Raw genomic sequence first — 23464 nt, 5'->3', positions numbered from 1 at the left:
TTCCCAGCGGTCAGCCCAGCGCCTGCTCCAGATCGGCGAGTAGGTCGTCGACCGTCTCGATGCCGACAGACAGTCGCACGAGATCGCCGGGAACTTCAAGCGGCGAGCCGGCAGCACTTGCGTGTGTCATCCGACCCGGGTGCTCGATCAGGGATTCCACACCGCCCAGCGACTCGGCGAGCACGAAGAGCTTGGTGCGGTTGCAGATGTCCACCGCGTGCTCCTCCCCACCGGCGGCGCGGAACGAGATCATGCCCCCGAACCGGCGCATCTGCTTGGCGGCCACCTCGTGACCGGGGTGCGACGGCAGCCCGGGGTAGAGCACCTGGGCCACTTCGGCGTGCCCGTCGAGGTACGCGGCGAGCCGCTCGGCGTTGTCGCAGTGCCGGTCCATGCGTACCCCGAGGGTCTTGATGCCGCGCAGGGTGAGCCAGGCGTCGAAGGGGCCGTTGATCGCGCCCATCGCGTTCTGGTGGTAGCGCAACTCCTCGCCGAGCGCGGCGTCCGCGACGACCAGCGCACCGCCGACCACGTCGGAGTGCCCACCGATGTACTTGGTGGTGGAGTGCACCACCACGTCCGCGCCGAACGCGATCGGCTGTTGCAGGTACGGCGAGGCGAAGGTGTTGTCCACCACCAGCAGTGCGCCCGCGTCGTGTGCCACGGCGGCCAGGGCGGCGATGTCGGCGATGCCGAGCAGCGGGTTGGTCGGCGTCTCCAGCCAGACGATCTTCGTGCGGCCGGGCTGCACGGCGGCCCGGATCGCGGCCGCGTCGGAGACCTTGGCCGGGGTGAACTCCAGGCCCCAGCGCTGGGCGACCCGGGCGAAGAGCCGGTACGTGCCGCCGTACGCGTCGTCCGGGATCACCACGTGGTCACCCGGTTGGCACACGGCCCGCAGCAGGGCGTCCTCCGCCGCCAGGCCGCTGGCGAAGGCGAGCCCCACCGACCCGCCCTCCAGCGCCGCCAGGCACTCCTGGAGGGCGTCCCGGGTCGGGTTGCCGGAGCGGCTGTACTCGTAGCCGAGCCGGGGCGCGCCGACGGCGTCCTGGGCGTACGTGCTGGTCTGGTAGATCGGTGGGATCACCGCGCCGGTCCGCGCCTCGGGGTCCTGACCGGCGTGGATGGCGAGCGTCTCGAAGCCGTGGTTCATGCTGGTGAGGCTAGTGCCCGCCGGAGATGGCCGGAACGGAACCCGCGCTCCCCGGCGGGGCCGGACCGTCCGGCCCGGCCCCGCGCTGGCCGACCAGGGTCGGCGGGCCGGTCAGCCGGCCGGAACGGGCAGGACGTGCAGGGTGACCGGGTGGTCCCCGGTCCAGTCGTAGGAGACCGCGTAGACCCGGGCTCCGTTCGGTGCCCAGGCCAGCGCACCCGGGCTGAGATCGTCGTTCAGCTCGAAGTGGGCCAACTCGGTGCCGTCGGCCCGGAAGAGGAAGACGTCCGGGTCGTAGGAGGCGTCCGCCCCGCCGGCGATCTTGGTGCCGTCGCGGGACACCTCGACCGCATTCGGGTACGCACCGGTGGGATAGGTCACCGACGGGGTGCTGATGTCGGCGAACGGGAACGCCTGCACCACGTACGGGGCACCGGACGCGGTGAAGACGGTGGTGCCGGTGGGGTCGAGCGCGACATCGCGCAGGTTGCTGCCGACCGCCATGAACTCGTTCTCCCTGGGCGCGCTCAGTGTGCCCCCGGTGCCGATGGTGTACGCGTACACCGACGCGGGGCTCAGCCCGGGCTGCCCGGCCAGCAGCACCGAACGGTTCTGGCTGGCGGCGGTCAGCAGCGGCGCGTCGTAGAAGTCCTGACCGGTGGCCACCCCGGTGGTCACCACTGCCGGTTGCCGGCCCAGGTCGATCCGGCCGATGTTGCCGCCCCACTGGTCACAGCCGTAACCGAACCACAGGTACCGCCCGGTCAACGCGAGCGACGACGGGCACTCCCCCGCGCCGGTGTCGTACCGGGCCGACTCGGTCAGCGACCCGGTGTTGAAGGCGGCGATGGCGTTGGCGCTGGGCAGCGCCACGTAGAGCGTCTGCCGGTCGGCGCTGAGCAGCAGGTCGCTGGGGCCGGGCAGCCCGGACAGGGTGCCGACCACCGTGCCTGTCGCGCTGGTCACCACGACCTCGGTCGAGGAGTAGCCGCCACTGACGAAGACCCGGTCACCGGCCGACACCACGTCGGCGACGCCCGGCAGCGACAGCGGGGTGGCCGTCTGCGCGGGAGCCGCCTGCGCGGGGGTCGAGATCGTGGCGGTCAGCAGCCCGACGGTCAGGGCGGCCAGCGCCAGGGTCGGACCTCTTCTGATCTGCAAAGGTGCGTCCTTTCGGAGTGTCGACGACCCGAACCCACGACGGCCCGGGGTCCTGAGGCCGCAGCAAGGAACAGATCGTCGCCGTGAGGGCGCCGTCCAGGCGACAGCCCGCCTCGGCCGACCGGCCGGGCGTCACTGTCGCGACAGCACGTTGCCCCCGTGTGCTTATCCAGACCGGTCAATGACTATCACAGTCGATGCCGGCGTGGGGGGCACCGTGATCCGTCGGACCGTCGGCATAGCCTGAGCCGATGAGCGGTTGCGTGTTCTGCGGGATCGTGGCGGGTGAGGTGCCGGCGGTCCGGGTCGCCGACACCCCGGACGGGGTGGCGTTCCTGGACACCCGGCCGGTGTTCAAGGGGCACGTGCTGGTGGTGCCGCGAGTCCACCTGGTGACCCTTGCCGAGTTGCCGGCGGACCTGCTGCCCGGCTACTTCGCGCTGGTCCGGCGACTGGCGGTGGCCGTGGAGACCGGTCTCGGGGCCGGTGGGACGTTCGTGGCGATGAACAACAAGGTGTCCCAGTCAGTGCCCCACCTGCACACACACGTCGTTCCGCGGACGAAGGGCGACGGGTTGCGCGGCTTCTTCTGGCCACGCACCCGGTACGCCGACGACACCGAGGCCCAGGCGTACGCAGACCGGATCGCGGCGGCGCTCCCCGGTGGGGCCTGACTCACTGTCACGCGGGTAAGGAAGCTAGACCCTCCGGTGTTACACGCTGGGAGAGGTACGAGAGGAGATCCCCACCGTGTTTTTGCGTCGCATGAACGCCGAGATGGTTTCGCCCGACCAGGCCCTGCCTGGCCGCTCGATCGCCATGCCGGTCGCCGATCGCCACGAGGTGCTGGGCACCCCGCTGAAGGGCCCGTTCCCGGAGGGCCTACAGGTCGCGGTCTTCGGCATGGGCTGTTTCTGGGGGGCCGAGCGGCTGTTCTGGACGCTGCCCGGCGTCTACACCACCTCCGCCGGCTACGCGGGCGGCAGCACCAAGAACCCGACGTACGAGGAGACGTGTTCCGGCCGCACCGGGCACGCCGAGGTCGTCCAGGTGGTGTACGACCCCAGCAAGATCACCTATGAGGATCTGTTGAAGGTCTTCTGGGAGAACCACGACCCGACCCAGGGCATGCGCCAGGGCAACGACGTGGGCACCCAGTACCGGTCGGCGATCTACACCACCACCGACGAGCAGCGGGCCACCGCCGAGTCGTCCCGGGACGCCTTCCAGCCGATCGTCACGCGAGCCGGCAAGGGTGAGATCACCACCGAGATCGCCCCGCTCGGCGATTATTTCTTTGCCGAGGACTATCACCAGCAGTACTTGGCACCGACGAAGAACCCGAACGGTTACTGCAACCACGGCCCGAACGGGCTGAGCTGCCCGGTCGGCGTGGCCCGTACCGCCGGCTGACCACCACCTCCCGCACACACGTAATGCCCGGTCGCCGACAAGGCGGCCGGGCATTCCCGTTTGGCCCTGTGATCGAAATCCGTTGCAGACCCCGCCGGAGACTCGATAACGTGGCCGTACACGTGAAAGGAGGTGGTCCAGACTTGTATAGCAATCGGACTCGTGAGGTGGCTGTCAGCTAGCCGCTGTCCTCGACAGTGAACGGTCCGCCGCAAGGCGGGCACCAGCACCATCGTCGAGACCGTGTGGCAGCGGTGCGGCGAATCCACGACAGCCACCCGACCCCCGGGGTGCCGGCCAAGTCCAGCCGGCCCGCGCACCAGCGCGGAGCGCCCCGGGGGTCGCTCCATATCCGGGGGAGCGGCGATGTCCATGCGCGAGCTGGTGATCCTCGGAACGGCCAGCCAGGCGCCGACCCGTCAGCGCAACCACAACGGGTACGTGCTGCGCTGGGACGACGAGGTGATCCTCTTCGACCCGGGCGAGGGCACCCAACGCCAGTTCCTCTACACCACGGTCACGGCCAGCGACCTGACCCGGATCTGCGTCACCCACTTCCACGGCGACCACTGCCTCGGCCTGCCCGGCACCATCCAGCGCCTCTCCCTGGACCGGGTTCCGCACCCGGTCGCCGTGCACTTCCCGGCCGGCGGCGCCGAATACTTCGCCCGGCTCCGGCACGCGACCTCCTTCTACGAGACCGCCGAGCTTCAGGTCACCCCGATCGAGGAGGACGGGCAGCGGATCGCCCTGCGCTGCGGCACGCTGGAGGCACGCCGGCTGCGGCACCCCATCGAGACGTACGGCTATCGGCTTGTCGAGCCGGACGGCCACCGGATGCTGCCGGAGCGGCTGTCCGCGTACGGCATCAGTGGCCCGGCCGTCGGCGAGCTGATCCGCGTCGGGCACCTCGACCTCGACGGGCGCCGCGTCACCCGCGACGAGGTGAGCGTGCCCCGACCGGGGCAGCGGTTCGCGTTCGTGATGGACACCGGCCTATGCGACGGGGTCTACGCCCTGGCCGAGCACGCCGACCTGCTGGTCATCGAGTCGACGTTCCTGGAGTCGGAGGCCGCGCTCGCCGCCGAGGTCGGCCACCTGACCGCGGCGCAGGCCGCGCGGGTGGCCACCGAGTCCGGGGTACGCCGGCTCGTGCTCACCCACTTCTCCCAGCGCTACCCCGACCCGCGCCGGTTTCACGACGAGGCACGCGCACACTTCGACGGTGATCTGATCATCGCCGAGGACCTGACCACGGTGCAGCTCCCACCGCGCCGGGTAGCCTCGGCCGGATGACCGTCACGCTCCGCCCCGCGACCGCTGCCGACATGATGGCGGTGGGGGCCCTGCACCAGCGCTCCCGGGTCGCCGCCTACTCCGCCTTCCTGCCCGCGGACGCGTTGGCCGACCCGACACCGGAGGCGATGGGGCGGTACTGGGCGGAGCGGTGGCAGTGGGAGCGGGACACCCACCGGATGATTGTGGCCGAGCGGGCCGGGGCGCTGGCCGGGTTCAGCCACCTGGGCCCGGACGACGAGGACGACCCGGCCACCGGGCTGCTCAACGCGATCCACCTGGACCCGGCCGAGCAGGGCCGCGGCACCGGCCGTGCGCTGATGGTCGACGCCCTGGACGCCATGCGTGCCCGGGGCTGGCGTCGCGCCGTGCTCTGGGTGCTTCGGGACAACGCCCACGCCCGCGAGTTCTACCGCCGGGGCGGCTGGACCCCCACGGGAGACGAACGGGACGAGGCGATCGGGTCAGCACAAACCCGACAACTACGCTACGCCCGCCCCCTCTAACCCGCCCTGCCCCACCCTCGCCCTTGACCCGGTCGATCAAGGACTTGTGGTGGGCGCTTTGGGCACGGGTGCCTGCTTTGCGCACCACCACAACTCCATGATCGACACGGGCGGAGGGCGGGCGGGGCGGGGGCGGGCGGGGCGGGGTGGGCGGGGGCTAGTGGGCTCCTAGGTGGGCTAGGAGGTCTTGGCGGGTTAGGACGCCCTTGGGCTTGCCGTCGACCAGGACCAGGGCGGCATCGGACTTCTCCAGCATGCCGACCGCCTCGCTCACCGGCTGACCACCGCCGATCATCGGCAGCGGGGCGCCCATGTGCCGCTCGATCGTGTCGTGCAGGTGGGCCTGGCCGGTGAACAGCGCGTCGAGCAGGTCCCGTTCGGCGATCGAGCCGGCCACCTCACCGGTCACCACCGGCGGCTCGGCCTTGAGCACCGGCAACTGCGAGACGCCGTACTCGCGCATGTAGTCGATCGCGTCGCGGACGGTCTCGGTCGGGTGCACGTGCACCAGCTCGGGCAGGCCGCCCGGCTTGCTGGCCAGCGCGTCGGCCACGGTCGGCTCGGCCCCGGAGTTGTCCAGGAAGCCGTACCGGGCCATCCAGGAGTCGTTGAAGATCTTGGAAAGGTAGCCCCGACCGCCGTCGGGCAACAGCACCACCACCACGTCGTCCGGGTTAGCCCGGCGGGCGACCTCCAGCGCGGCGACCACCGCCATCCCGCAGGAGCCGCCGACCAGCAGCCCCTCCTCGCGGGCCAGCCGGCGGGTCATCTCGAAGGACGCCTTGTCGGAGACCTCGACGATCTCGTCGGCGACATCCCTGTCGTACGTCTCCGGCCAGAAGTCCTCGCCGACGCCCTCCACCAGGTACGGACGGCCGGTGCCGCCGGAGTAGACCGAGCCCTCCGGATCGGCGCCGATGATGCGCACCCGACCCTCGGAGGCCTCCTTGAGGTACCGCCCGATGCCGGAGATGGTGCCGCCGGTGCCGACGCCCGTCACGAAGTGGGTGAGGCCGCCCTCGGTCTGCTTCCACAGCTCCGGCCCGGTGGTCTCGTAGTGCGAGCGCGGGTTGGCCGGGTTGCTGTACTGGTTGGGCTTCCAGGCGCCGGGGATCTCCCGGGTCAGCCGGTCGGAGACGTTGTAGTACGAGCGCGGGTCCTCCGGGGCGACGGCGGTCGGGCAGACCACCACCTCGGCGCCGTACGCCCGGAGCACATCCTGCTTGTCCTGGCTGACCTTGTCGGGGCAGACGAAGACACACTTGTAGCCCTTGAGCTGGGCCACCAGGGCCAGCCCGACGCCGGTGTTGCCGCTGGTCGGCTCGACGATGGTCCCGCCGGGCTTGAGCAGGCCGGCGGCCTCGGCGTCCTCCACCATCCGCAACGCGATCCGGTCCTTGACCGAGCCGCCCGGGTTGACGTACTCCACCTTGGCCAGCACGGTGGCCTGGATGCCCTCGGTGACGTTACGCAGTCGCACCAGCGGGGTGTTGCCGATCATGTCGACGACGTTGTCGTAGTACTGCACGGTGTGCCCTTCGTTGCGGCGCCGGCAACGGCGGCCGGGCAGACGTTTCCTCGTCGCCCAGCGTACGTGTCGTCAGGGCACCAGCCCCCCGGGGATGACCGACCTGCGCACCGCCTCCCACTCCAGGAACCTGTCGGTCTCGGCGAGCACACTGCCCGCCAACCACGTGATCATGACCGCGTCGTCGGCCAGCCCGAAGATCGCCAGCGGAATCTCCGGGAGCAGGTCGATGGGCGAGACGATGTACGCCGTCGCCGCCGTCATCAGGGCCAACCGGAGGCCGCCGTCGTACTCGCCCCTGGTGGTGGCCCGGATCATCCGGGGCAGGGCGGCCAGCCGGGTGCCCAGCGACGGCCCCCCGCGTGCCCCGGCCATCAGTGCCCGCGCCAGGGCCGTGAACGCCGCGCTGCGCTTCAGTGTCTTACCCATCGTCGCGCTCCTCTCCGCCGGATCAGCGTGGCGGGTCGGCGCAAATCGGCCGGCCTCTGCCGCAGAGATACCCCGCCGCGTCGGTTTCCAGGCACCCGGGTGCCGTCACGACGACAGCGGCGTGTCGGGGCGGCGCGATAATGTCGCGGTATGGGGGTGGCTGATTCCGTCGTACCCGGTGAGCGCTGGCGGCAGACCCGGCGCTTCGCCCGCCTGGCCGCGATCGGGACGGGCGCCACGGCGGCGGCCGCGGTGGCGACCGGTGGGGTGCTGCTCGGTCAGGCCCGCCAGGCCCGGCGCACCATCCCGATGGCCGAGGCGCCGCCACCGCGTTGCGACGGGATTTACGGCGCGAAGTTCCCCGGCCCGGCACTCACCATGGTCGTCCTCGGTGACTCGTCGGCTGCCGGCTACGGGGTGCACCGCCGTCGGGAGACGCCCGGCGCGCTGCTCGCCACCGGCCTGTCCCGTCGACTGCACCGGCCGGTGCAACTGCACCGCTTCGCGGTGGTCGGTGCCATCTCCTCGGCGCTGCGCCACCAGGTCGAGGCGGCGCTGGAGTGCCGACCCGACATCGCGGTGATCCTCATCGGCGGCAACGACATCACCAACCGGACCCCGCGCGGGCTGGCGGTGCGTTATCTCGTCGAGGCGGTGCGTACGCTGCGCGCCGCCGGGTGCGAGGTGGTCGTCGGCACCTGCCCCGACCTGGGTGCGATCCGCCCGATCCAGCCTCCGCTGCGGTGGTTGGCGCACCGGTGGAGCCGCCAACTCGCGGCTGCCCAAACGGTCGCGGTGGTCGAGGCGGGCGGTTGGACGGTCTCCCTGGGTGATCTCCTCGGCCCCCGGTTCGTGGCGGAGCCGACCCGGATGTTCGCCTGGGATCGCTTCCATCCCTCCGCCGAGGGGTACGCGATGGCCGCCGCCGCACTCCTGCCGACGATGCTGTCCGCACTCGGCGCAGGGCAGGAACGACGGGCCACGCCGACGTGGGCAGAGGGCGTACGGTCGCTGCCGGAGGCCGCGCAGGAGGCGGCCCGGCACGCCGGCACCGAGGTCAGCGGCACCCAGTTCCGGGGCCGTGACCGGGGGCCGGCCGGCCGGTGGGCGCAGTTGCGCCGCCGGGCGTTCTTCGGTGTCGGCGCGGTGCCGCAGCACGGGTCCGCCCCGGACACCTCGACAGTGGAGGGACTGGCATGAACGAGCGCAGCGAGCGGGGCGTGATCACCGGCCTCGCCGGCCGGCTGGGTCGGGCGGCGGCGTTCTCGCTGCTCGCCGGCACCGTCGGTGGGGCCGCCGTCCTGGCCGGTGAGGCGTTCGCCGCCCGGCACCGGCGCTACGCCCAACCGGAGCTGGGGTTGGCCCTGCGGGCCACGGTCGGCCGGGCGGGTGCCCCGCCGCTGCGGCTGGTGCTGCTCGGCGACTCGTCCGCGCTGGGGGTGGGTGTCGACCGTCTCGAGGACACCATCGGTGGGCAGTTGGCCCACCTGCTCGCCGAGGGTCCGACCGGCCGGCGCGTGCACCTGTCCAGCGTCGGCGTCTCCGGTTCCCGCTCGACCGACCTGGCCACCCAGGTGGCTCGGGCTCTGCTCGGTGACCGGCCCGACGTGGCGCTCATCCTGATCGGCGCGAACGACGCCACCGGGCTGCGCCGACCCGCGGACGCCTCGGCCTATCTCGCCGCGGCGGTGCACCGGCTGCGTGAGGCGCGGGTCGAGGTCGTGGTGGGCACCTGCCCCGACCTCGGCGCGGTGCGTGCCATCGCACCCCCGCTGCGCCAGGTGGTCGGCTGGTCGGGGCGTCGGATGGCCCGCGCGCAGACCGCGGCCGTGCTGGACGCCGGCGGCTCGGTGGTCGACCTCGCCACCGAGACCGGGCCGGTGTTCCGGGCCGACGCGGGGACGCTCTGCCACGACGGCTTCCACCCCTCCGCCGACGGCTACCGGGTGTGGGCGCACGCGTTGCTGCCCGCCATCGTCGCCGCGGCGGCGGCCACGACCCGACGCTAGAACGCCCCGGTCAGGGTGACATTTCCCGCCGACCAGGCTTCTTCCGCGCGATGTTACTGGCGGGTTAACGTTGGCTCATGCCGATTGAGTCGTCCCGCGACGCCGTCATCGTCGCCACCGCCCGCTCCCCCATCGGCCGGGCGCACAAGGGGTCCCTGCGCGACGTCCGCTCCGACGACCTCGCCGCGACAATCGTCCAGGCGGCCCTGGACAAGATCCCCCAGCTCGACCCGACCACGATCGACGACCTCTACCTCGGGTGCGGCCTGCCCGGGGGCGAGCAGGGCTTCAACATGGCCCGGGTGGTGTCCACCCTGCTCGGTCTGGACACTGTGCCCGGTGCCACGCTGACCCGCTACTGCGCGTCGTCGTTGCAGACCACCCGGATGGCGATGCACGCGATCCGGGCCGGCGAGGGTGACGTGTTCGTCTCCGCCGGCGTGGAGATCGTTTCCCGTTACGCCCGGGGCAGCTCCGACGGGTTGCCGCCCGAGGCGCAGGCCCTCGTCGGTGGCGGCTGGGAAAACCCGCGCTTCGGCGCGGCCGCCGAGCGCTCGAAGCGCCGCGCCCAGGGCGGCGCCGAGGTCTGGGCCGACCCGCGTGCGGCAGGTGACCTGCCGGACATCTACCTGACCATGGGGCAGACCGCGGAAAACCTGGCCCAGGTGTACGACGTGACCCGCGCCGACATGGATGAGTTCGGCGTACGCAGCCAGAACCTCGCCGAGAAGGCCATCGCCGACGGCTTCTGGGCCCGGGAGATCACCCCGGTCACCACGCCCGATGGCACCGTGGTGAGCACCGACGACGGGCCCCGCGCCGGTGTCACGCTCGACGCGGTCTCCGGCCTGAAGCCGGTGTTCCGCCCGGATGGTCGGATCACCGCGGGCAACTGCTGCCCGCTCAACGACGGCGCGGCCGCCGTGGTGGTGATGAGCGCCCAGCGGGCCGAGGAGTTGGGGCTGACCCCCCTCGCCCGGATCGTCTCGACAGGCGTGACCGCACTGTCGCCGGAGATCATGGGCCTCGGGCCGGTCGAGGCGTCCCGGCAGGCGCTGCGCCGCGCCGGCATGACCATCGACGACGTCGACCTCGTCGAGATCAACGAGGCGTTCGCCGCGCAGGTCATCCCGTCCTACCGGCAGTTGGGCATCCCCGAGGACAAGGTGAACGTGATGGGCGGCGCGATCGCGGTCGGCCACCCGTTCGGCATGACCGGCGCCCGGATCACCGGCACCCTGCTCAACGCCCTGGAGTGGCACGACAAGACCATCGGCCTGGAGACCATGTGCGTGGGCGGCGGCCAGGGCATGGCCATGGTGCTCGAACGGCTCAACTGAGCTGACGCCGGGCCCGCCCCGCGGCTCGCGGGGTGGGCCTTCGAGCGCGCCGCAGCTCGCGGGGCGGGCCTCAGAGCACGCCGCGGGTCGCCGTCACCTCGGCGGCGGCCCGCGCCAGCACCTCGTCGTCGGCCCCGGCGGCCACCAGGTCGGCCGCCACCACCCGGAGCTGATCGGGCAGGGCCAGGTCGTTGTCGAGCCGGGGCACCACCCGGCGTGGCTGCCCCTCGGCGTCGGCGGCCAGGTTGGCGACCTCCTGCACCAGACGGTGCACCAGGTCGGCGCGGGGCACGTTGCCGGTGGTCGCGACCGCCGCCCACCGTGGCTGCTGCCAGTGCCCGACCTGACCGACCAGCAACCGCACGGCCTGGTCCAACTCTGCTGCGCTCATCGGCACCGAGTCTACGGCCGGCCGACGCGCCGCCCGAGATCGACTCGACTTCCTGAAAACCGTGGCATCACCGCGACCCGGACACCCCGACTTCATGAAAACCGAGTCGATCATGCGGCCAGGCCAGGCCAGGGCAGGCCAGGGCAGGCCAGGCCGGGGCAGGGCCGGGGCAGGGCCGGCGGGCCGGGGCAGGCCAGGCCGGGGCAGGGCCGGCGGACCGGGGCAGGCCAGGCCGGGGCAGGGCCGGCGGACCGGTCAGCGGCGTAGGTAGCTGAGCAGCCGGAGCAGCTGCCAGTACAGGAAGACCAGCCCGGTGAGCAGGCCGAACGCGCTCAGCCACGCGTACCGGCGGGGTCGACCGTCGCGCACCGAGCGCTCGACGAGGTCGAAGTCCAGGATGAAGCTGAACGCCCCGGCGATGATGGCCACCACCGAGAAGGCGTACGGGAGCCAGCCCACCTGCCCACTGACGCTGTAGACCTCCAGACCCGGCCGGCCGGAGATCAGGTACGACACCAGGTTGACCACGCTGAGCACGGCGATCCCGAGCAACGTCCCGATCACCAGGCGGGCCAGCCGGGGCGTCGCCCGGATCACCCGGGCCCGGTAGAGCGCCGCCATGCCGAGGAAGACGCCGAACGTTCCGGCCACCGCCTGCACCACGATGCCCGGGTAGACCTGCTCGAAGGTGCGGCTCGCCACCCCCAGCAGCAGGCCCTGGAGCACGGCGTAGCCGACGATCGGCACCGGGTTGGTGATGCCTCGCAACGAGATGACCAGGACCAACGCGATCGAGGCGAGCGCGCTGCCGGCCAGCGCGGCGCCAAGCCAGGCCGCGTCGGGGATCACCGCCCAGGACACCGCCGCGGCCACGCCGGTGACCAACAGCAGTCCGACGGTACGGGTCACCACATCGTCGACGGTCATGGGCTCGACGTCGCGGGCACCGAGCACCCGGGCCTCCACCCGGCCGGTTTCGTCCAGCCGGTTGAGCACCGGGTTGTTGCTGCGCACCGCCGCCTCCTTCGCCCGCGTACCCCCAGCAGTCACTCTGCCCCGGACGGACCGGCGGCGGCGGGGAAACGGCGCCGACGACGGCGCCCGCCCCCACCGAAGCGGGAGCGGGCGCCGGTCGGCGGTGCGGACGAGGTCAGTCGTCGCCCTGGAAGTAGCTCAGCAGGCGCAGGATCTCGATGTAGAGCCAGACCAGGCTGACCAGGATGCCGAACGCGGCAGTCCAGGAGTAGCGCTGCGGCAGGCCCATCCGGACGCCGTCCTCGATCTCCTTGAAGCTGAGCACGAAGCTCAGCGAGGCCACCACGATGCAGACCAGGCTGAAGCCGATGGCCAGCGGGCTGCCGTCGCGCAGGCCCGTGTTGACGCCGAACAGCGCCAGCACCAGGTTGATCAGCATGACCGCGAAGAGGCCGACCATCACCGCGATCATGCCCTTGACGAACGCCGGGGTGGCCCGGATGACCTTCGCCCGGTAGAGCATCGCCATCAGGAAGAAGATGCCGAAGCTGGCGGCGGCGGCCTGGAGCACGATGCCGTCGTACGCCGTCTCGAACGCCTTGCTGACCATGCCGACGAAGACGCCCTCGACCACCGCGTACGCGATGACGAGCGCCGGGTTGGCCATCCGGGAGAACGAGATGATCAGGCCGAGGACGAGGCCGACCACTGCCGCGCCGATCCAGGCGGTACCGACCAGCGCGTCGGGCACGAGCACCCAGGCTGCCGCGGCGGTGATGCCGAGGATGCCGAGGAGAGCGACGGTCTTGACGACGACGTCGTCGACAGTCATCGGCGCCACGGTGGGCGGCGCGGCCGGGTAACCGGCCTGGGACGGGTACTGCTGGGGAATGCCGGGCTGTCCGTACGGCCCGGCCGGGGCGTACCCGGCGGAGCGCTCCCGCTCGGCCGCCTGGCCGAGCCGGGCGAGCACCGGGTTCGAGGTCTTCACTGTCTGGCCTCCCTCAGGGGGTCGTTAGCACGTGAACGTGCCCTTCAAGAGTAAACGGCACAGCCAAGTACTGGTGATCGCGAACGAGAATGGGTTGAGCTGGTTGGGTGCCCGGGGCGGGGGTCGAACCCGCACGCCTTGCGGCAGCCGCTTTTAAGGCGGCCGTGTCTGCCTTTCCACCACCCGGGCGGGTGGCACCGGCGCGCCGACACGCACGGTGCAGTGTCACCGTAGCGGGTTGGCGGCGACCCGACGTACCCAGCAGGGCTTGCCACATTAGGGTCGAGGCCGTGAGCAGCGCAGCCCCCACGGCCCCCGACGCCACCCCTGAGCAGGCCCTCCGCCTCGCTGGTCGGGTCGACCGTCGGCCCCTGGTCGCCCGGCTGCTGGCCGCCGTCAACCGGCACCGTGCGGATCTGCTCGTCGCCCTGGTCTGGGTGGTGCTCGCCGGCTGGCTCACCCACGGGCTGTGGCCCGATCCGGCCGGCCGCACCCTGGCACTCAACCCGGAGGACCAGACCCTCTACGAGTGGTTCCTGGCGGTCGACGCCCGCGCGTTGCTCGGCGATTTCCACCTGCTCACCGACCGACTCAACGCGCCCGACGGGGTCAACCTGATGGCCAACACCACGGTGATCGCGCTCGGCGTCGCCGTCGCGCCGGTCACCCTGCTGCTGGGCGCACCGGTCAGCTTCGCGCTGCTCGCCGCCGCCAACCTCGCCGGCACCGCTCTCGCCTGGTACCTGCTGTTCCACCGGACGCTGCGCGTCCGCCGGCTCGCTGCCGCGCTCGGCGGCGGGTTGTGCGGGTTCGGCCCCGGCATGGTCTCGCAGACCAACAGCCACCTGCACATGACTGCCCAGTGGTTGGTGCCGGTGATCGTTTGGCTGGTGGTCCGCCTGCTGCGGGCAGCCGATCCGGGTCCCCCGGCACCCGACGGAACCAATCGGGCGCAGCCCGTCGGGCCGGATCGCCGGCGGATGCTCACCTCGGCGGTGGGGCTGGCCGGCGCGGTCAGCGCGCAGGTCTTCATCGGCGAGGAGGTGCTCTTCCTCGCCGCGCTCACGCTGCTGCTGATGGCGATCGGGTACGCCGCGGCGGACCGGGAGCTGGCTCGGCGCACGCTACCCGGCTTCGCCGGTGGGCTGGCGGTCGCCGCCGGGCTCGCCCTGCTGGTGCTCGTCTATCCGCTGTGGTTCCAGTTCGCCGGGCCGCGGGGTGTTGCCGACGGACTGTTCCGGCCCGCGAACTTCTCCGCCGACCTGAGCAGCTGGTGGGCGGTCTCCCCGCTGTCGGTGGCCGGCAGCGTCGAGTCCGCCCGGCTGACCACCGGTCCGGCCGAGTACAACACCTTCCTCGGCTGGCCCCTCCTGCTGGCCGCCGTGGCCTGCGCGGTCTGGGTCGGGCGACGCCGGCTGGTCTTCGCCTGCGTGGTGGCGGGCCTGGTGATGGGTACGCTCTCACTCGGCCCCGAGGTGGTGCTCGGCGGCACCCGGACGGCGCTTCCCGGCCCGTACGCCCTGATCGGCGGGTTACCGGTGGTGGACGGCGCGTTGCCGATGCGGTTCGCGCTGGCGGTGCTGCCGATCGTCGCGACGCTGCTGGTGCTGGCGGTCGACCGGGCTCTGCGCGGCACCGGTCGGGCGCGGCGGCTGGTGCCACTGGCCGTCGGCGCGGCGCTGCTGCCGATCTTCCCGACACCCCTGCCGACGATCGAACGGCCCGCCGTGCCGGAGTTCGTCACCGGCGGGCACTGGCGGCAGTGCGTACGCCCCGGCGGGGTGTTGGTTCCGGTGCCGCTGCCCACGCCCAGGGAACCCGGGCCGATGCGCTGGTCGACCGCCGCCAACGCCGCCTTCGGTCTGCCCGAGGGGTTCTTCATCGGCCCGTACGGGCGGGGTGGCACCGCGGCGATGGGCACGTTCAAGCAGCCCACCTCGGCTCTGCTGGCGGACGTGGCCCGGCGCGGTGACCAGCCGGCCATCGGCGACGAGCAACGCCGCCAGGCCGCCCGGGACGCGGACTTCTGGGGCGCCTCCTGCGTGGCGCTCGCCGACGACGCCCCGCACGTCGAGAGCCTGCGAAACACCCTGGAGCAGCTCTACGGCCCCGCGACCCGGGTGGCCGACGTGTGGATCTGGCGCGTGTAGCCCTCAACCCAAAACCCCGCCGATCTGCACTTCGGCGGGGTCAGTGGGCGGGGTCAGGGGGGTCAGACGCGGGGGGCGCCGACCGGCTGGGACGCCTCGACGAACTCCTCGCGCGGGTCGTGCAGCTGCCCCAGGGCGACCACCTCACGCTTGAGGAAGAACGCCAGCGACCAGTCCACCACGACCCGGACCTTGCGGTTGAACGACGGGATCCGGCTCATGTGGTACGTCCGGTGCATGACCCAGGCCGGCCATCCGGTCATCTTGATCCCGTACACCTGGGCGACGCCCTTGTGCAGGCCGAGGCTCGCGACGCTGCCCACGTGCTTGTGCTTGTAGTTGACCGGCTCGCGGCCACGGATCACGGCCACGATGTTGTCGGCCATCTTGGCGGCCTGACGCACCGCGTGCTGCGCGCTCGGCGAGCAGAAGTTACCCGGCTCCTTGGTGAGGTCCGGCACGGCGGCGCAGTCGCCGGCGCTCCACGCGCCCTCGACCAACCGGTCGCCGTCGACCACCTGGAGGGTGGGCAGGCAGGTGATCCGCCGACGGTCGTCGCGGGGGAAGTCCGTCGCGTCCAGCATCGGCGACGGCTTCACGCCGGCCGTCCAGACGATCGTGTCGGACCGGAAGCTGTCCCCGTCGGAGAGCTTGACCAGCCCGTCGACGCAGGACTCGAGCCGGGTGTCCAGCCGGATGTCCATGTTTCGCTTCAGCAGCTGCTGGACGGTGTAGGCGCCCATGTCCCGGTCGACCTCGGGCAGCACCCGCTGGGTCGCCTCGACCAGCACCCAGCGCACCTCGTCCTGCTTCAGCTCCGGGTAGTAGCGCAGGGCGTCGCGAGCCATGTCCTCCATCTCGGCGAGCGCCTCGATGCCGGCGTACCCACCGCCGACGAAGGTGAAGGTCAGCGCGGAACGGCGGACGTCCGGATCCGGCGTGGCGGCCGCCACGTCGAGCCGGTCCAGTACGTGGTTGCGCAGGTAGATCGCCTCGCCGATGGTCTTGAACCCGATGCCCTGCTCGTGCAGGCCGGGAATCGGCAGGGTGCGGGAGACCGACCCCGGGGCGACGACCACGTGGTCGTACGGGATCTCCCGGGCCGGGCCGCTGATCGGCTGGACGGTGGCCACCTTGCGGTCGTGCTCGATCCGCGTGACCGTGCCGGCCACCATCTTGCACCGCTTCAACTCGCGGCGCAGCGGCACCACGGAGTGCCGTGGGGAGATGTTGCCCGCCGCGGCCTCCGGCAGGAACGGCTGATAGGTCATGTGTGGCTGGGGGTCCACCACCATGACCTCAGCCTCACGGGAGCTGAGCTTCTTCGACAGGCGCAGCGCCGCGTAGAGACCGACGTGCCCGGCACCAACCACAAGGATCCGCTTCGGATTCACGTTGTCTATCATTCCCCGGCCGGCTCGGGTAATCCCGCTCGCGCCCCCCATCTGTGACGGAGCACAACCCATGTGACCTGCGTAACCCTCCTGTCGCAGTGGTCACCGGCGCCGCAGGAGCCAGCCCAGTAGCCCTGCGGTCCCCACCGCCACCACCAGCCCCAGCAGTGTCACCCACTGGTAGCCGCTGTCCCCACCCATGCCAGCGGCCTGCAACAAGAGCACCCCCAGCACCGCGCTGCCCAGCAGGACGGCAGCCGCCCGCAGCAACCACCGGGTGATCAACTCGGGGTCCACCACCGCGTCGTAGGGCAGCAGTGCGGCGAGCGCGCAGAGGGTGTGCCCCAGGTAGAGCAGGGCGGCGACGGCGAGCAGTCGCCAGAGGGCGACCGGGCGGCCGTACCCGTCGGTGGCCAGCAGCCAGCCGCCGACGGTGACCAGGGCCGTGAAGGTCGCCCAGATCCGGCGCGGACCGAAGGCGGGCAACAGTGCGGCGACCGCCAGGAAGAGGAGCGGCCGACCGGACAGCACCTCGGCGGGAAAGGCCAGGGCGAACCCGGCAAACACGATGACGAAGATCCCGGCCCGAACCAGCAGCGGGGCGACGCTGACGCGGGCCACGGCGTTCTTGGCGGCCCGAGCCCGCCCGGTCACCACGTCGATCATCTGCCACCAACCCTCGGAGCGGTCGCCAACCGGGCCACGTCCCGCAACACCAGGTCCAGGCTGCCGGCACCGGCCCAACGCACCACCGGTACGCCGTGCTCCCGGAGCTGCCCGATCATGACGTCACGATCCAGGCGCCACAGCCGGTACGCCACCTCGGCCCAGCCCCGGTCCTTCGGCGGGGGCAGATCGGTCGGCAGGGTGTCGACGGCCACCACGAACCGCCCGGCGCGGGCCAGCCGGGCGAGCATCTGCGCCGACCGTTCGTCCAGTAGTGGAGTCAGCACCACCACCAACGCGTCCGAGGAGAGCAGTTGCGGACCGAAGACCTGGTCGTACGGCTCGTGCGAGGACGGGTGGACCCGGACGTCGAGCAGCCACTCCAGGACGGTCAGGTACTGCCGACGCCCGGCGGCCGGACGCAGCCGGCGAGCTGCCGGCCCGTACTCCAGCAGCGACACCCGGTCGCCGCGGTGCAGGTAGTGCTCGGCGATCGCAGCAGTGGCCCGGACTGTGGTGTCCAGCACCGAGGCGGCGCCACTCACCCCGCCGGAGCGGCCGGCCTCGGCGAGCACGTCGAGCAACACCACCACCTCGGCGTCGCGGTCGGAGAGCGTGGCGGCCACGTGCAGCTGCCGGGCCCGCAACGACACCCGCCAGTCGATGCGACGCAGCCGGTCCCCGGGGCCGAAGCGCCGTACGCCGGCCAACTCGCCACCCTCGCCGGGCCGGCGGGAGTGGTGCGCCCCGACCAGGCCGGCGGCGCGGGGCATCGCCTCGACCGCCTCGAACGGCTCGGTACGCGGGTAGACCCGCACCCGGACCGGCTCGGTGATCACCGCCCGGGAGACCAGCAGGCCGCCCGCCGTGGCGACCCGGGCACCGGCCGGACCCACCGGATGCCGGCCCCAGCGCAGGGCGTTGCCGGCCAGTTCGAGGTCCACCACGGCGCCGGTGGGCACCGACGTCACGAACGGCCGGTCGGCCACGGAACGGCCCGTGTTGGCCGGAACCGTCGCACCGGTCGCCGCAGTGGTGCTCGGCGGCGCATCCTCGACGGCATCGTTGCGGGCGAAGCCGGCCCGGACGATGCGCAGCCACGGCGACACGCGGGAACGCACCACCACCAGGTCGTAGTCGACCGTGTCCGGGTTGCCGACGCTCACCGCCGCCGTCACGTCGCCGCCCTCGACGAGCGGCCCGCCCTCACCCTGGGTGACCCACACCTGCGGCAGCGCGGTGGGCCGCCGACGCAGCGCGTACGCGGTGCCCAGCGCCAACGGGGCGGCCAGCACGATCAGGTCGACCCGGCCCAGCAGCACGCCCGCCACCAGCAGCAGGCCGGCGAGCAGCACCGCCCGACCGAGCGCCCGGGTGGGTGCCCAGCCGGCAGCCGGTTCCGGCTCGGTGGCCATCGGCACGGTCGGTCCGGTCATCAGTGCCGAGGCCCGCCCGCGGCGTAGCTGGGCAGCGCGCCACTCGCCGGGGCGGGAGTGGACTCCAGCACCTCACCGACCACGAACGCCGGGTCGACCCGGCGCAACCACATCTCCGGGCGCAGGGTGATCCGGTGGGCCAGCGCGGGAGCCGCCACCTCCTTGACGTCCTCCGGCACCACGTAGTCCCGTCCGCCGAACACCGCGCGGACCCGGGCCAGCAGCAGGAGCGCCAGCGAGCCGCGAGGCGAGGCACCGACCAGCACCGACGGGTGCTCACGGGTGGCCGCGGTGAGGGACACGATGTAGCGACCGATGGAGTCCTCCACCACCACGTCCTCCAGGGCGGCCTGCATGGCCCGCAGCGTGGCCGCATCGACCACCGCCTTGATGTCCGCCTCCTCGCGGCGACGGCTCATCCGGCGGCGGAGCACCTCCCACTCCTCCTCGTGCTGCGGATAACCGAAGGAGACCCGCAGCAGGAAACGGTCCAGCTGCGCCTCGGGCAGCGGGTACGTGCCCTCGTACTCGATGGGGTTGGCGGTGGCCAGCACGTGGAACGGTTCGTCCAGCTTGTAGGTCACGCCCTCCACCGAGACCTGCTTCTCCTGCATCGCCTCCAGCAGCGCGGACTGGGTCTTCGGCGGCGTCCGGTTGATCTCGTCGGCGAGCAGCAGGTTGGTGAAGACCGGCCCGGCCCGGAAGGTGAAGTCGCCGTTGCGCTGGTCGTAGAGGAACGAGCCGGTGACGTCGGCGGGGAGCAGGTCGGGGGTGAACTGCAACCGGCGGAAGTCCAGGCCCAACGCCTGGGCGAACGAGCGTGCGGTGAGCGTCTTGCCCAGCCCCGGCAGATCTTCGAGCAACACGTGACCGCCCGCCAGGATGCCGGCGAGGACCAGCTCCAACGCGTCCCGTTTGCCGACCACGACGGTGCCGACCGCGTCCAGGACCGCCCGAGCCAGGTGACCAACCTCGGCGGGGGCAATGCTCCGGTCCACGTCGTTCATCAGATTTTCTCCAGTTCGGCGACGATCACCGCGAGGTCGCGCGGCGACGGGGTGCGGTGAGGCGGGGTCTCCAGGAACGTCCACAGCCGGTCACCCAGCAGGACACGGGCGCGGGCCGGATCCGACTCGCGGGTGACGCCGTGCTTCAGGCGCATCCGCTCGTCGGCCAGTTCGCCGATCCGGGGCAGGACCACCCCGGTGAAACGTTCGGGTCGGGTCATGGACCAGTCCAGGGGCCATTCCCAGCGGTTGATCGCGGTGCGCAACGCGTCCCGGGCGCCCCAGTTGTAGCTGCCGTCGTCGTCACCCGTCCCGGCCCGGCCACCCGCCGGTGGCGGAGGTGGCGGCGCGAGCAGGGCGGTGACCCTGCGGATCGCCAGCACGGCGAGCACCCCGGCGATGAGCACCGGCAGCGAGACCTGGAGGCCGACCGCGCGCAGGCCGACGAGCAGCACCGCGACCACCGCGGTGGCCCACGCGATCGCGCGCACCACCGGCCCGGTCCGGGAACGGGGCTCCTGCGGGCCTCTGGGCGCGGCCTCCTCCTCGAACGCGAGCAGGTCGTCGATGCTGGTGCTGCTGCTCATGGGGTCACCACCGTGAGCTCTCCGCGCAGCCGGCGAAGTGCGGCGCGGGCCTGGTCGCGGGTGCGTTCGTCGACCGGTCGGGTCGCGTAGCGGGCCTCCCGGTAGACGTGCGCGAACTCGGCCAGCACGTCGGCGCTGACGATCGCCGGAACACCGGCCGCCGGGTCGCCGCGCAGCAGCCGGCTGACCAGGTCGGTGGGGGTGTCCCCGGCGAGCCGTGGCACACCGGCCGCGGCGGCGGCCTCCTCCAGGCGCACCCAGCAGGCGATCACCGCCACCCGGGGATCGGTGTCCCGGTCGTCGAGTTCCACCAGGCCCGCGTCGAGGGCGGCGGCCACCTCGCGGGCGGTGCCCTCGGCGGTACGCTGGGCCCGCTGCGCCGGCAGGGACCGGGTGGTGCGGCGCAGTGCGCCCCGGATCAGCACCCAGGTCAGGTAACCGAGGGCGGCGAGGATGGCCAGCCCGAGCAGGACCATCGCCACCTTGGCGATCCACTCCGGTATGTGTGCCTGGGTGGCCTCACCGGCATCACGCGGCTCGACCCGAATGGACGGTGACGGCTCGGCGGTCGGGTACTCGGGCACCCACGGAACGTTGTCCGCGGCCGGCGGGATCCGGCTGGCCCCGATCGACGAGTGGGCGGACGCCAACGCGGCACCGGCGAGCAGTGCGGCGATCGCGGCGACCGGCCACCACCGGCGAAGCAGGCCGAGTGCCGGGCGCAACACCCCCGGCTCGGCGTCCGCGAACGGCGTGGGGGGCTGTGTCCGGTCTGTCATCGCCACCGCCCCACGCGTGTCTCAGTCCACCCCGGCCAGCTGCTTAGCCTGGTCGAAGACGTCGTCCAGCATCTCTGGTGTCAGCCGCCCGGTGAAGGTGTTCTGCTGGCTGACGTGGTAGCAGCCCAGCAAGTCCGGAGCGTCCGTGCCGGACCAGTGTGCCCCATGACCGAACGCCGGTCGCGGGCTGGGCGGGCGCTGCCCGTACACCTGGCGAAGCACCGGCCACCACGCGGCCCAGGCGAACGCGCCAAGCGCGACGACGACACGCAGCGTGGGACGGATGAGGGTGACCTCGCGGTGCAGCCAGGGTGCGCAGGTGTCCCGTTCCGGCGGGGTCGGCTTGTTGTCCGGCGGCGCACACCGCACGGCCGAGAAGATCCGCAGGTCCCGCAGGGTGAGCCCGTCGTCGGCGGCGACACTTGTCGGCTGGTTGGCCAGCCCGGCCCGGTGCAACGCGGCGAACAACACGTCACCGGACCGGTCACCGGTGAAGATCCGGCCCGTGCGGTTGCCGCCGTGCGCGGCGGGCGCCAGCCCGAGAATGGCGATCCGCGCGTCGCCGGTGCCGAAGCCCGGCACCGGTCGACCCCAGTACTCCTGGTCGCGGAAGGCGGCCCGGCGGGTGCGGGCCACCTCCTCCCGCCACTGGACCAACCGGGGGCAGGCGAAACAGTCGCTCACCGCCGCGTCCAGGTCGGCCAGGTCGGTCGCCCGCGCCGCGCGGGCGACCACCTGCTCGGGGGTACGCGACTCAGCCAAGCTTGGCCCGGAAGAGTTCCAGGGTGCGGGCCCAGGCGCTGGACGCGGCGCGCTGGTCGAACGCCTCCGGACGGTCGTCGTTGAAGAAGGCGTGCGAGGTGCCCGGATAGTCGTAGAGGTGGCAGTCGCCGCCGGCCTCCTCGATGGCCCGGCGGGCGGTCTGCACGCCCTCGGTGGCCGAGGTGCCGTCCTCTTCGGAGCAGTGGATGACCGCGGCCTTGCCGGCGTAGTCGGCCCAGTCGGGGCGCATCGACTCCCACGGCAGCACGGGATAGAAGCCGACGGTGGCGACGATCCGTTCGGAGATGGTGGCCGACCAGAGGGCGAGGCTGCCACCGGCGCAGAAGCCCACGGCGCCGACCTTGCCGGTGACCTCCGGCCGCCCGGCGAGATAGTCGGCCGCGCCGGCGATGTCCTTCGCCGCCTCGTCCATCCGCATCGCCATCAGCAACCGCTGCGCCTCGTCCGGCTCGCTTGTCGTCTCACCGTGGTAGAAGTCCGGGGCGAGGGCGACGAACCCGGCGTCGGCGAACCGCTCCGCGACCGACCGGATGTGCGGAACCAGGCCCCACCACTCCTGGATGACGATGACGGCGGGGCTGGCCATGCCACTGGCGGGTATCGCGAGATACCCCTCGCTCGTACCCCCGTTGCTGCGGTAGGTCACCATTTCGCCCATGGGCCGTCCTCCTAGCGGTCAGTCATCGTTGGCTGGTCGCCCAGTGGTCCTAGTGCCGGTAGCCTGCCATGCCGCGCCGCCCCCCGGGAAGACGCCGGAACAGTGGCATTCACCTCCCGTTCGCCCGCCGATGACCGCGGGTACGCCGACGGCGGCGGGTAGGCTCCCGCCGCCGTCAATGCTGATCTACCGCCGCGGTCAGGCCTTCTTGGTCAGGCAGAGCACGTAGCCCGTCTTGCCGGGCTTGATGCTGGAGTAGATGTACCCCTCTTCGCCCGGCTTGAAGAACTGCTCGCAGGCGTTGGGGGCCTTGGCCTGGGCCTCGGTCTGGTCGTCGACCCGACCGACCACGTTGTACGCCGCCTCGGTGGAGGTGCACTCGACGATCCTGGCGTTGGTGACCTTCTCCTGCTTGGTGCCGGTGACCTCGGGCAGCTTGGCGATGCAGTCACCGGCCTTGGCGTCCGCCGTCTCGTCCCTGTTGACCAGGTTGCCGATCGCCGAGACGACGCCGAACTTCAGGCCGGCGACGACGAGTACCGCGAGGATCGCGCCCACGATGCCGAGGGCCTTCACCGCACCGGACTTCTTCGCCTCCGGCTCAGCAGCCTCCGGCTCGCCCGACTCCGACCCGGTCGACTCCGCCTCGGCCGCACGCGGCTCGGCCGACTCCGGCTCGGCCGCTTGCGACTCGGGTGACTCCGGCTCGGCCGACTTCGGCTCGGCCGCTTGCGACTCGGGTGACTCCGGCTCGGCCGACTTCGGCTCGGCCGCTTGCGACTCGGGTGACTCCGGCTCGGCCGACTTCGGCT

At 72.2% G+C, this 23464-nt stretch carries 24 protein-coding genes and 1 tRNA gene; 8 read left to right on the top strand and 17 right to left on the bottom strand.

What is annotated here, in order from left to right:
* Positions 1–10: 10 nt before the first annotated feature.
* Entirely contained in the window at positions 11–1153 is a 1143-nt protein-coding gene (locus AB0B57_RS33090) for a cystathionine gamma-synthase (protein ID WP_357078985.1), read from the bottom strand.
* A 111-nt stretch (positions 1154–1264) separates the two neighbouring features.
* Positions 1265–2314 carry a WD40 repeat domain-containing protein gene (locus AB0B57_RS33085; RefSeq protein WP_357078981.1) on the bottom strand — a complete coding sequence of 350 codons (1050 nt, stop codon included), beginning with the start codon at positions 2312–2314 and terminating at the stop codon, positions 1265–1267.
* 251 nt (positions 2315–2565) lie between these two features.
* Between AB0B57_RS33085 and AB0B57_RS33080 the strand changes: the two genes are divergently transcribed.
* From AB0B57_RS33080 to AB0B57_RS33065, 4 genes are all read left to right on the top strand, one after another.
* Positions 2566–2988: an HIT family protein gene (locus tag AB0B57_RS33080; protein ID WP_357078977.1), complete on the top strand. Its 423-nt coding sequence runs from the start codon at positions 2566–2568 to the stop codon at positions 2986–2988.
* A 76-nt stretch (positions 2989–3064) separates the two neighbouring features.
* Positions 3065–3727: a peptide-methionine (S)-S-oxide reductase MsrA gene (gene msrA / locus AB0B57_RS33075; protein ID WP_357078973.1), complete on the top strand. Its 663-nt coding sequence runs from the start codon at positions 3065–3067 to the stop codon at positions 3725–3727.
* A gap of 366 nt (positions 3728–4093) precedes the next feature.
* A complete protein-coding gene (locus AB0B57_RS33070) occupies positions 4094–5023 on the top strand; it encodes a ribonuclease Z (protein WP_357078970.1) in 930 nt (309 codons plus the stop codon).
* Entirely contained in the window at positions 5020–5529 is a 510-nt protein-coding gene (locus AB0B57_RS33065) for a GNAT family N-acetyltransferase (RefSeq protein ID WP_357078967.1), read from the top strand. The genes AB0B57_RS33070 and AB0B57_RS33065 overlap by 4 nt, the downstream gene beginning before the upstream one ends.
* A gap of 157 nt (positions 5530–5686) precedes the next feature.
* Here AB0B57_RS33065 and AB0B57_RS33060 read toward each other — a convergent pair whose 3' ends face one another.
* Complete coding sequence (locus AB0B57_RS33060; protein ID WP_357078964.1) at positions 5687–7057, bottom strand: cystathionine beta-synthase; 1371 nt, start codon at positions 7055–7057, stop codon at positions 5687–5689.
* Positions 7058–7129: 72 nt separating this feature from the next.
* Positions 7130–7486: a YkvA family protein gene (locus AB0B57_RS33055; protein WP_357078961.1), complete on the bottom strand. Its 357-nt coding sequence runs from the start codon at positions 7484–7486 to the stop codon at positions 7130–7132.
* 150 nt (positions 7487–7636) lie between these two features.
* On the opposite strand from AB0B57_RS33055, the gene AB0B57_RS33050 reads away from it, so the two are divergent.
* From AB0B57_RS33050 to AB0B57_RS33040, 3 genes are all read left to right on the top strand, one after another.
* Positions 7637–8686, top strand: a complete 1050-nt coding sequence (locus AB0B57_RS33050; RefSeq protein ID WP_357078958.1) for an SGNH/GDSL hydrolase family protein — start codon at positions 7637–7639, stop codon at positions 8684–8686.
* Positions 8683–9495 (top strand): SGNH/GDSL hydrolase family protein, encoded by an 813-nt coding sequence (locus tag AB0B57_RS33045; protein ID WP_357078955.1) that lies wholly within the window; start codon positions 8683–8685, stop codon positions 9493–9495. Before AB0B57_RS33050 ends, AB0B57_RS33045 begins: the two co-directional genes overlap by 4 nt.
* Before the next feature lie 77 nt (positions 9496–9572).
* The gene (locus AB0B57_RS33040) at positions 9573–10835 is read left to right on the top strand and encodes an acetyl-CoA C-acetyltransferase (protein ID WP_357078951.1); all 1263 of its coding nucleotides are present in this window, start codon (positions 9573–9575) and stop codon (positions 10833–10835) included.
* A gap of 70 nt (positions 10836–10905) precedes the next feature.
* Here AB0B57_RS33040 and AB0B57_RS33035 read toward each other — a convergent pair whose 3' ends face one another.
* The 4 genes from AB0B57_RS33035 to AB0B57_RS33020 form a co-directional block, all read right to left on the bottom strand.
* The gene (locus tag AB0B57_RS33035) at positions 10906–11226 is read right to left on the bottom strand and encodes a hypothetical protein (protein WP_357078948.1); all 321 of its coding nucleotides are present in this window, start codon (positions 11224–11226) and stop codon (positions 10906–10908) included.
* Positions 11227–11481: 255 nt separating this feature from the next.
* A complete protein-coding gene (locus AB0B57_RS33030; protein WP_357078945.1) occupies positions 11482–12240 on the bottom strand; it encodes a Bax inhibitor-1/YccA family protein in 759 nt (252 codons plus the stop codon).
* 136 nt (positions 12241–12376) lie between these two features.
* Positions 12377–13192, bottom strand: coding sequence for a Bax inhibitor-1/YccA family protein (locus AB0B57_RS33025; protein ID WP_357078942.1), 816 nt, complete (start codon positions 13190–13192; stop codon positions 12377–12379).
* Positions 13193–13300: 108 nt separating this feature from the next.
* Positions 13301–13381 (bottom strand) — tRNA-Leu (locus tag AB0B57_RS33020).
* Positions 13382–13482: 101 nt separating this feature from the next.
* Here AB0B57_RS33020 and AB0B57_RS33015 point away from each other — a divergent pair.
* Positions 13483–15342 carry a hypothetical protein gene (locus tag AB0B57_RS33015; RefSeq protein WP_357078939.1) on the top strand — a complete coding sequence of 620 codons (1860 nt, stop codon included), beginning with the start codon at positions 13483–13485 and terminating at the stop codon, positions 15340–15342.
* A gap of 62 nt (positions 15343–15404) precedes the next feature.
* Here the strand turns inward: AB0B57_RS33015 and AB0B57_RS33010 are convergent, their stop codons facing one another.
* The 9 genes from AB0B57_RS33010 to AB0B57_RS32970 all read right to left on the bottom strand — a co-directional run.
* On the bottom strand, positions 15405–16736 hold the full coding sequence (locus AB0B57_RS33010; RefSeq protein WP_357078936.1) for an NAD(P)/FAD-dependent oxidoreductase: 1332 nt from the start codon (positions 16734–16736) through the stop codon (positions 15405–15407).
* A gap of 102 nt (positions 16737–16838) precedes the next feature.
* Positions 16839–17402 carry a hypothetical protein gene (locus AB0B57_RS33005; protein ID WP_357078933.1) on the bottom strand — a complete coding sequence of 188 codons (564 nt, stop codon included), beginning with the start codon at positions 17400–17402 and terminating at the stop codon, positions 16839–16841.
* On the bottom strand, positions 17399–18838 hold the full coding sequence (locus AB0B57_RS33000; RefSeq protein WP_357078930.1) for a DUF58 domain-containing protein: 1440 nt from the start codon (positions 18836–18838) through the stop codon (positions 17399–17401). Before AB0B57_RS33000 ends, AB0B57_RS33005 begins: the two co-directional genes overlap by 4 nt.
* The gene (locus AB0B57_RS32995) at positions 18838–19845 is read right to left on the bottom strand and encodes a MoxR family ATPase (protein ID WP_357078927.1); all 1008 of its coding nucleotides are present in this window, start codon (positions 19843–19845) and stop codon (positions 18838–18840) included. The genes AB0B57_RS33000 and AB0B57_RS32995 overlap by 1 nt, the downstream gene beginning before the upstream one ends.
* Positions 19845–20432, bottom strand: a complete 588-nt coding sequence (locus tag AB0B57_RS32990) for a hypothetical protein (RefSeq protein ID WP_357078925.1) — start codon at positions 20430–20432, stop codon at positions 19845–19847. The genes AB0B57_RS32995 and AB0B57_RS32990 overlap by 1 nt, the downstream gene beginning before the upstream one ends.
* The gene (locus AB0B57_RS32985; protein ID WP_357078922.1) at positions 20429–21211 is read right to left on the bottom strand and encodes a DUF4129 domain-containing protein; all 783 of its coding nucleotides are present in this window, start codon (positions 21209–21211) and stop codon (positions 20429–20431) included. The genes AB0B57_RS32990 and AB0B57_RS32985 overlap by 4 nt, the downstream gene beginning before the upstream one ends.
* Before the next feature lie 21 nt (positions 21212–21232).
* The gene (locus AB0B57_RS32980) at positions 21233–21946 is read right to left on the bottom strand and encodes a uracil-DNA glycosylase (protein WP_357079090.1); all 714 of its coding nucleotides are present in this window, start codon (positions 21944–21946) and stop codon (positions 21233–21235) included.
* Positions 21947–21965: 19 nt separating this feature from the next.
* Complete coding sequence (locus tag AB0B57_RS32975; protein WP_357078919.1) at positions 21966–22652, bottom strand: dienelactone hydrolase family protein; 687 nt, start codon at positions 22650–22652, stop codon at positions 21966–21968.
* A gap of 198 nt (positions 22653–22850) precedes the next feature.
* Positions 22851–23464: hypothetical protein (locus AB0B57_RS32970; protein WP_357078916.1), on the bottom strand; the 614-nt coding region annotated here is incomplete at its 5' end.

The sequence above is a fragment of the Micromonospora sp. NPDC049101 genome, assembly GCF_040648675.1.
Taxonomy (GTDB): Bacteria; Actinomycetota; Actinomycetes; order Mycobacteriales; family Micromonosporaceae; genus Micromonospora.
Note: the sequence above shows the minus strand (reverse complement) of the source record. Positions and strands in the feature narration are given on the sequence as shown.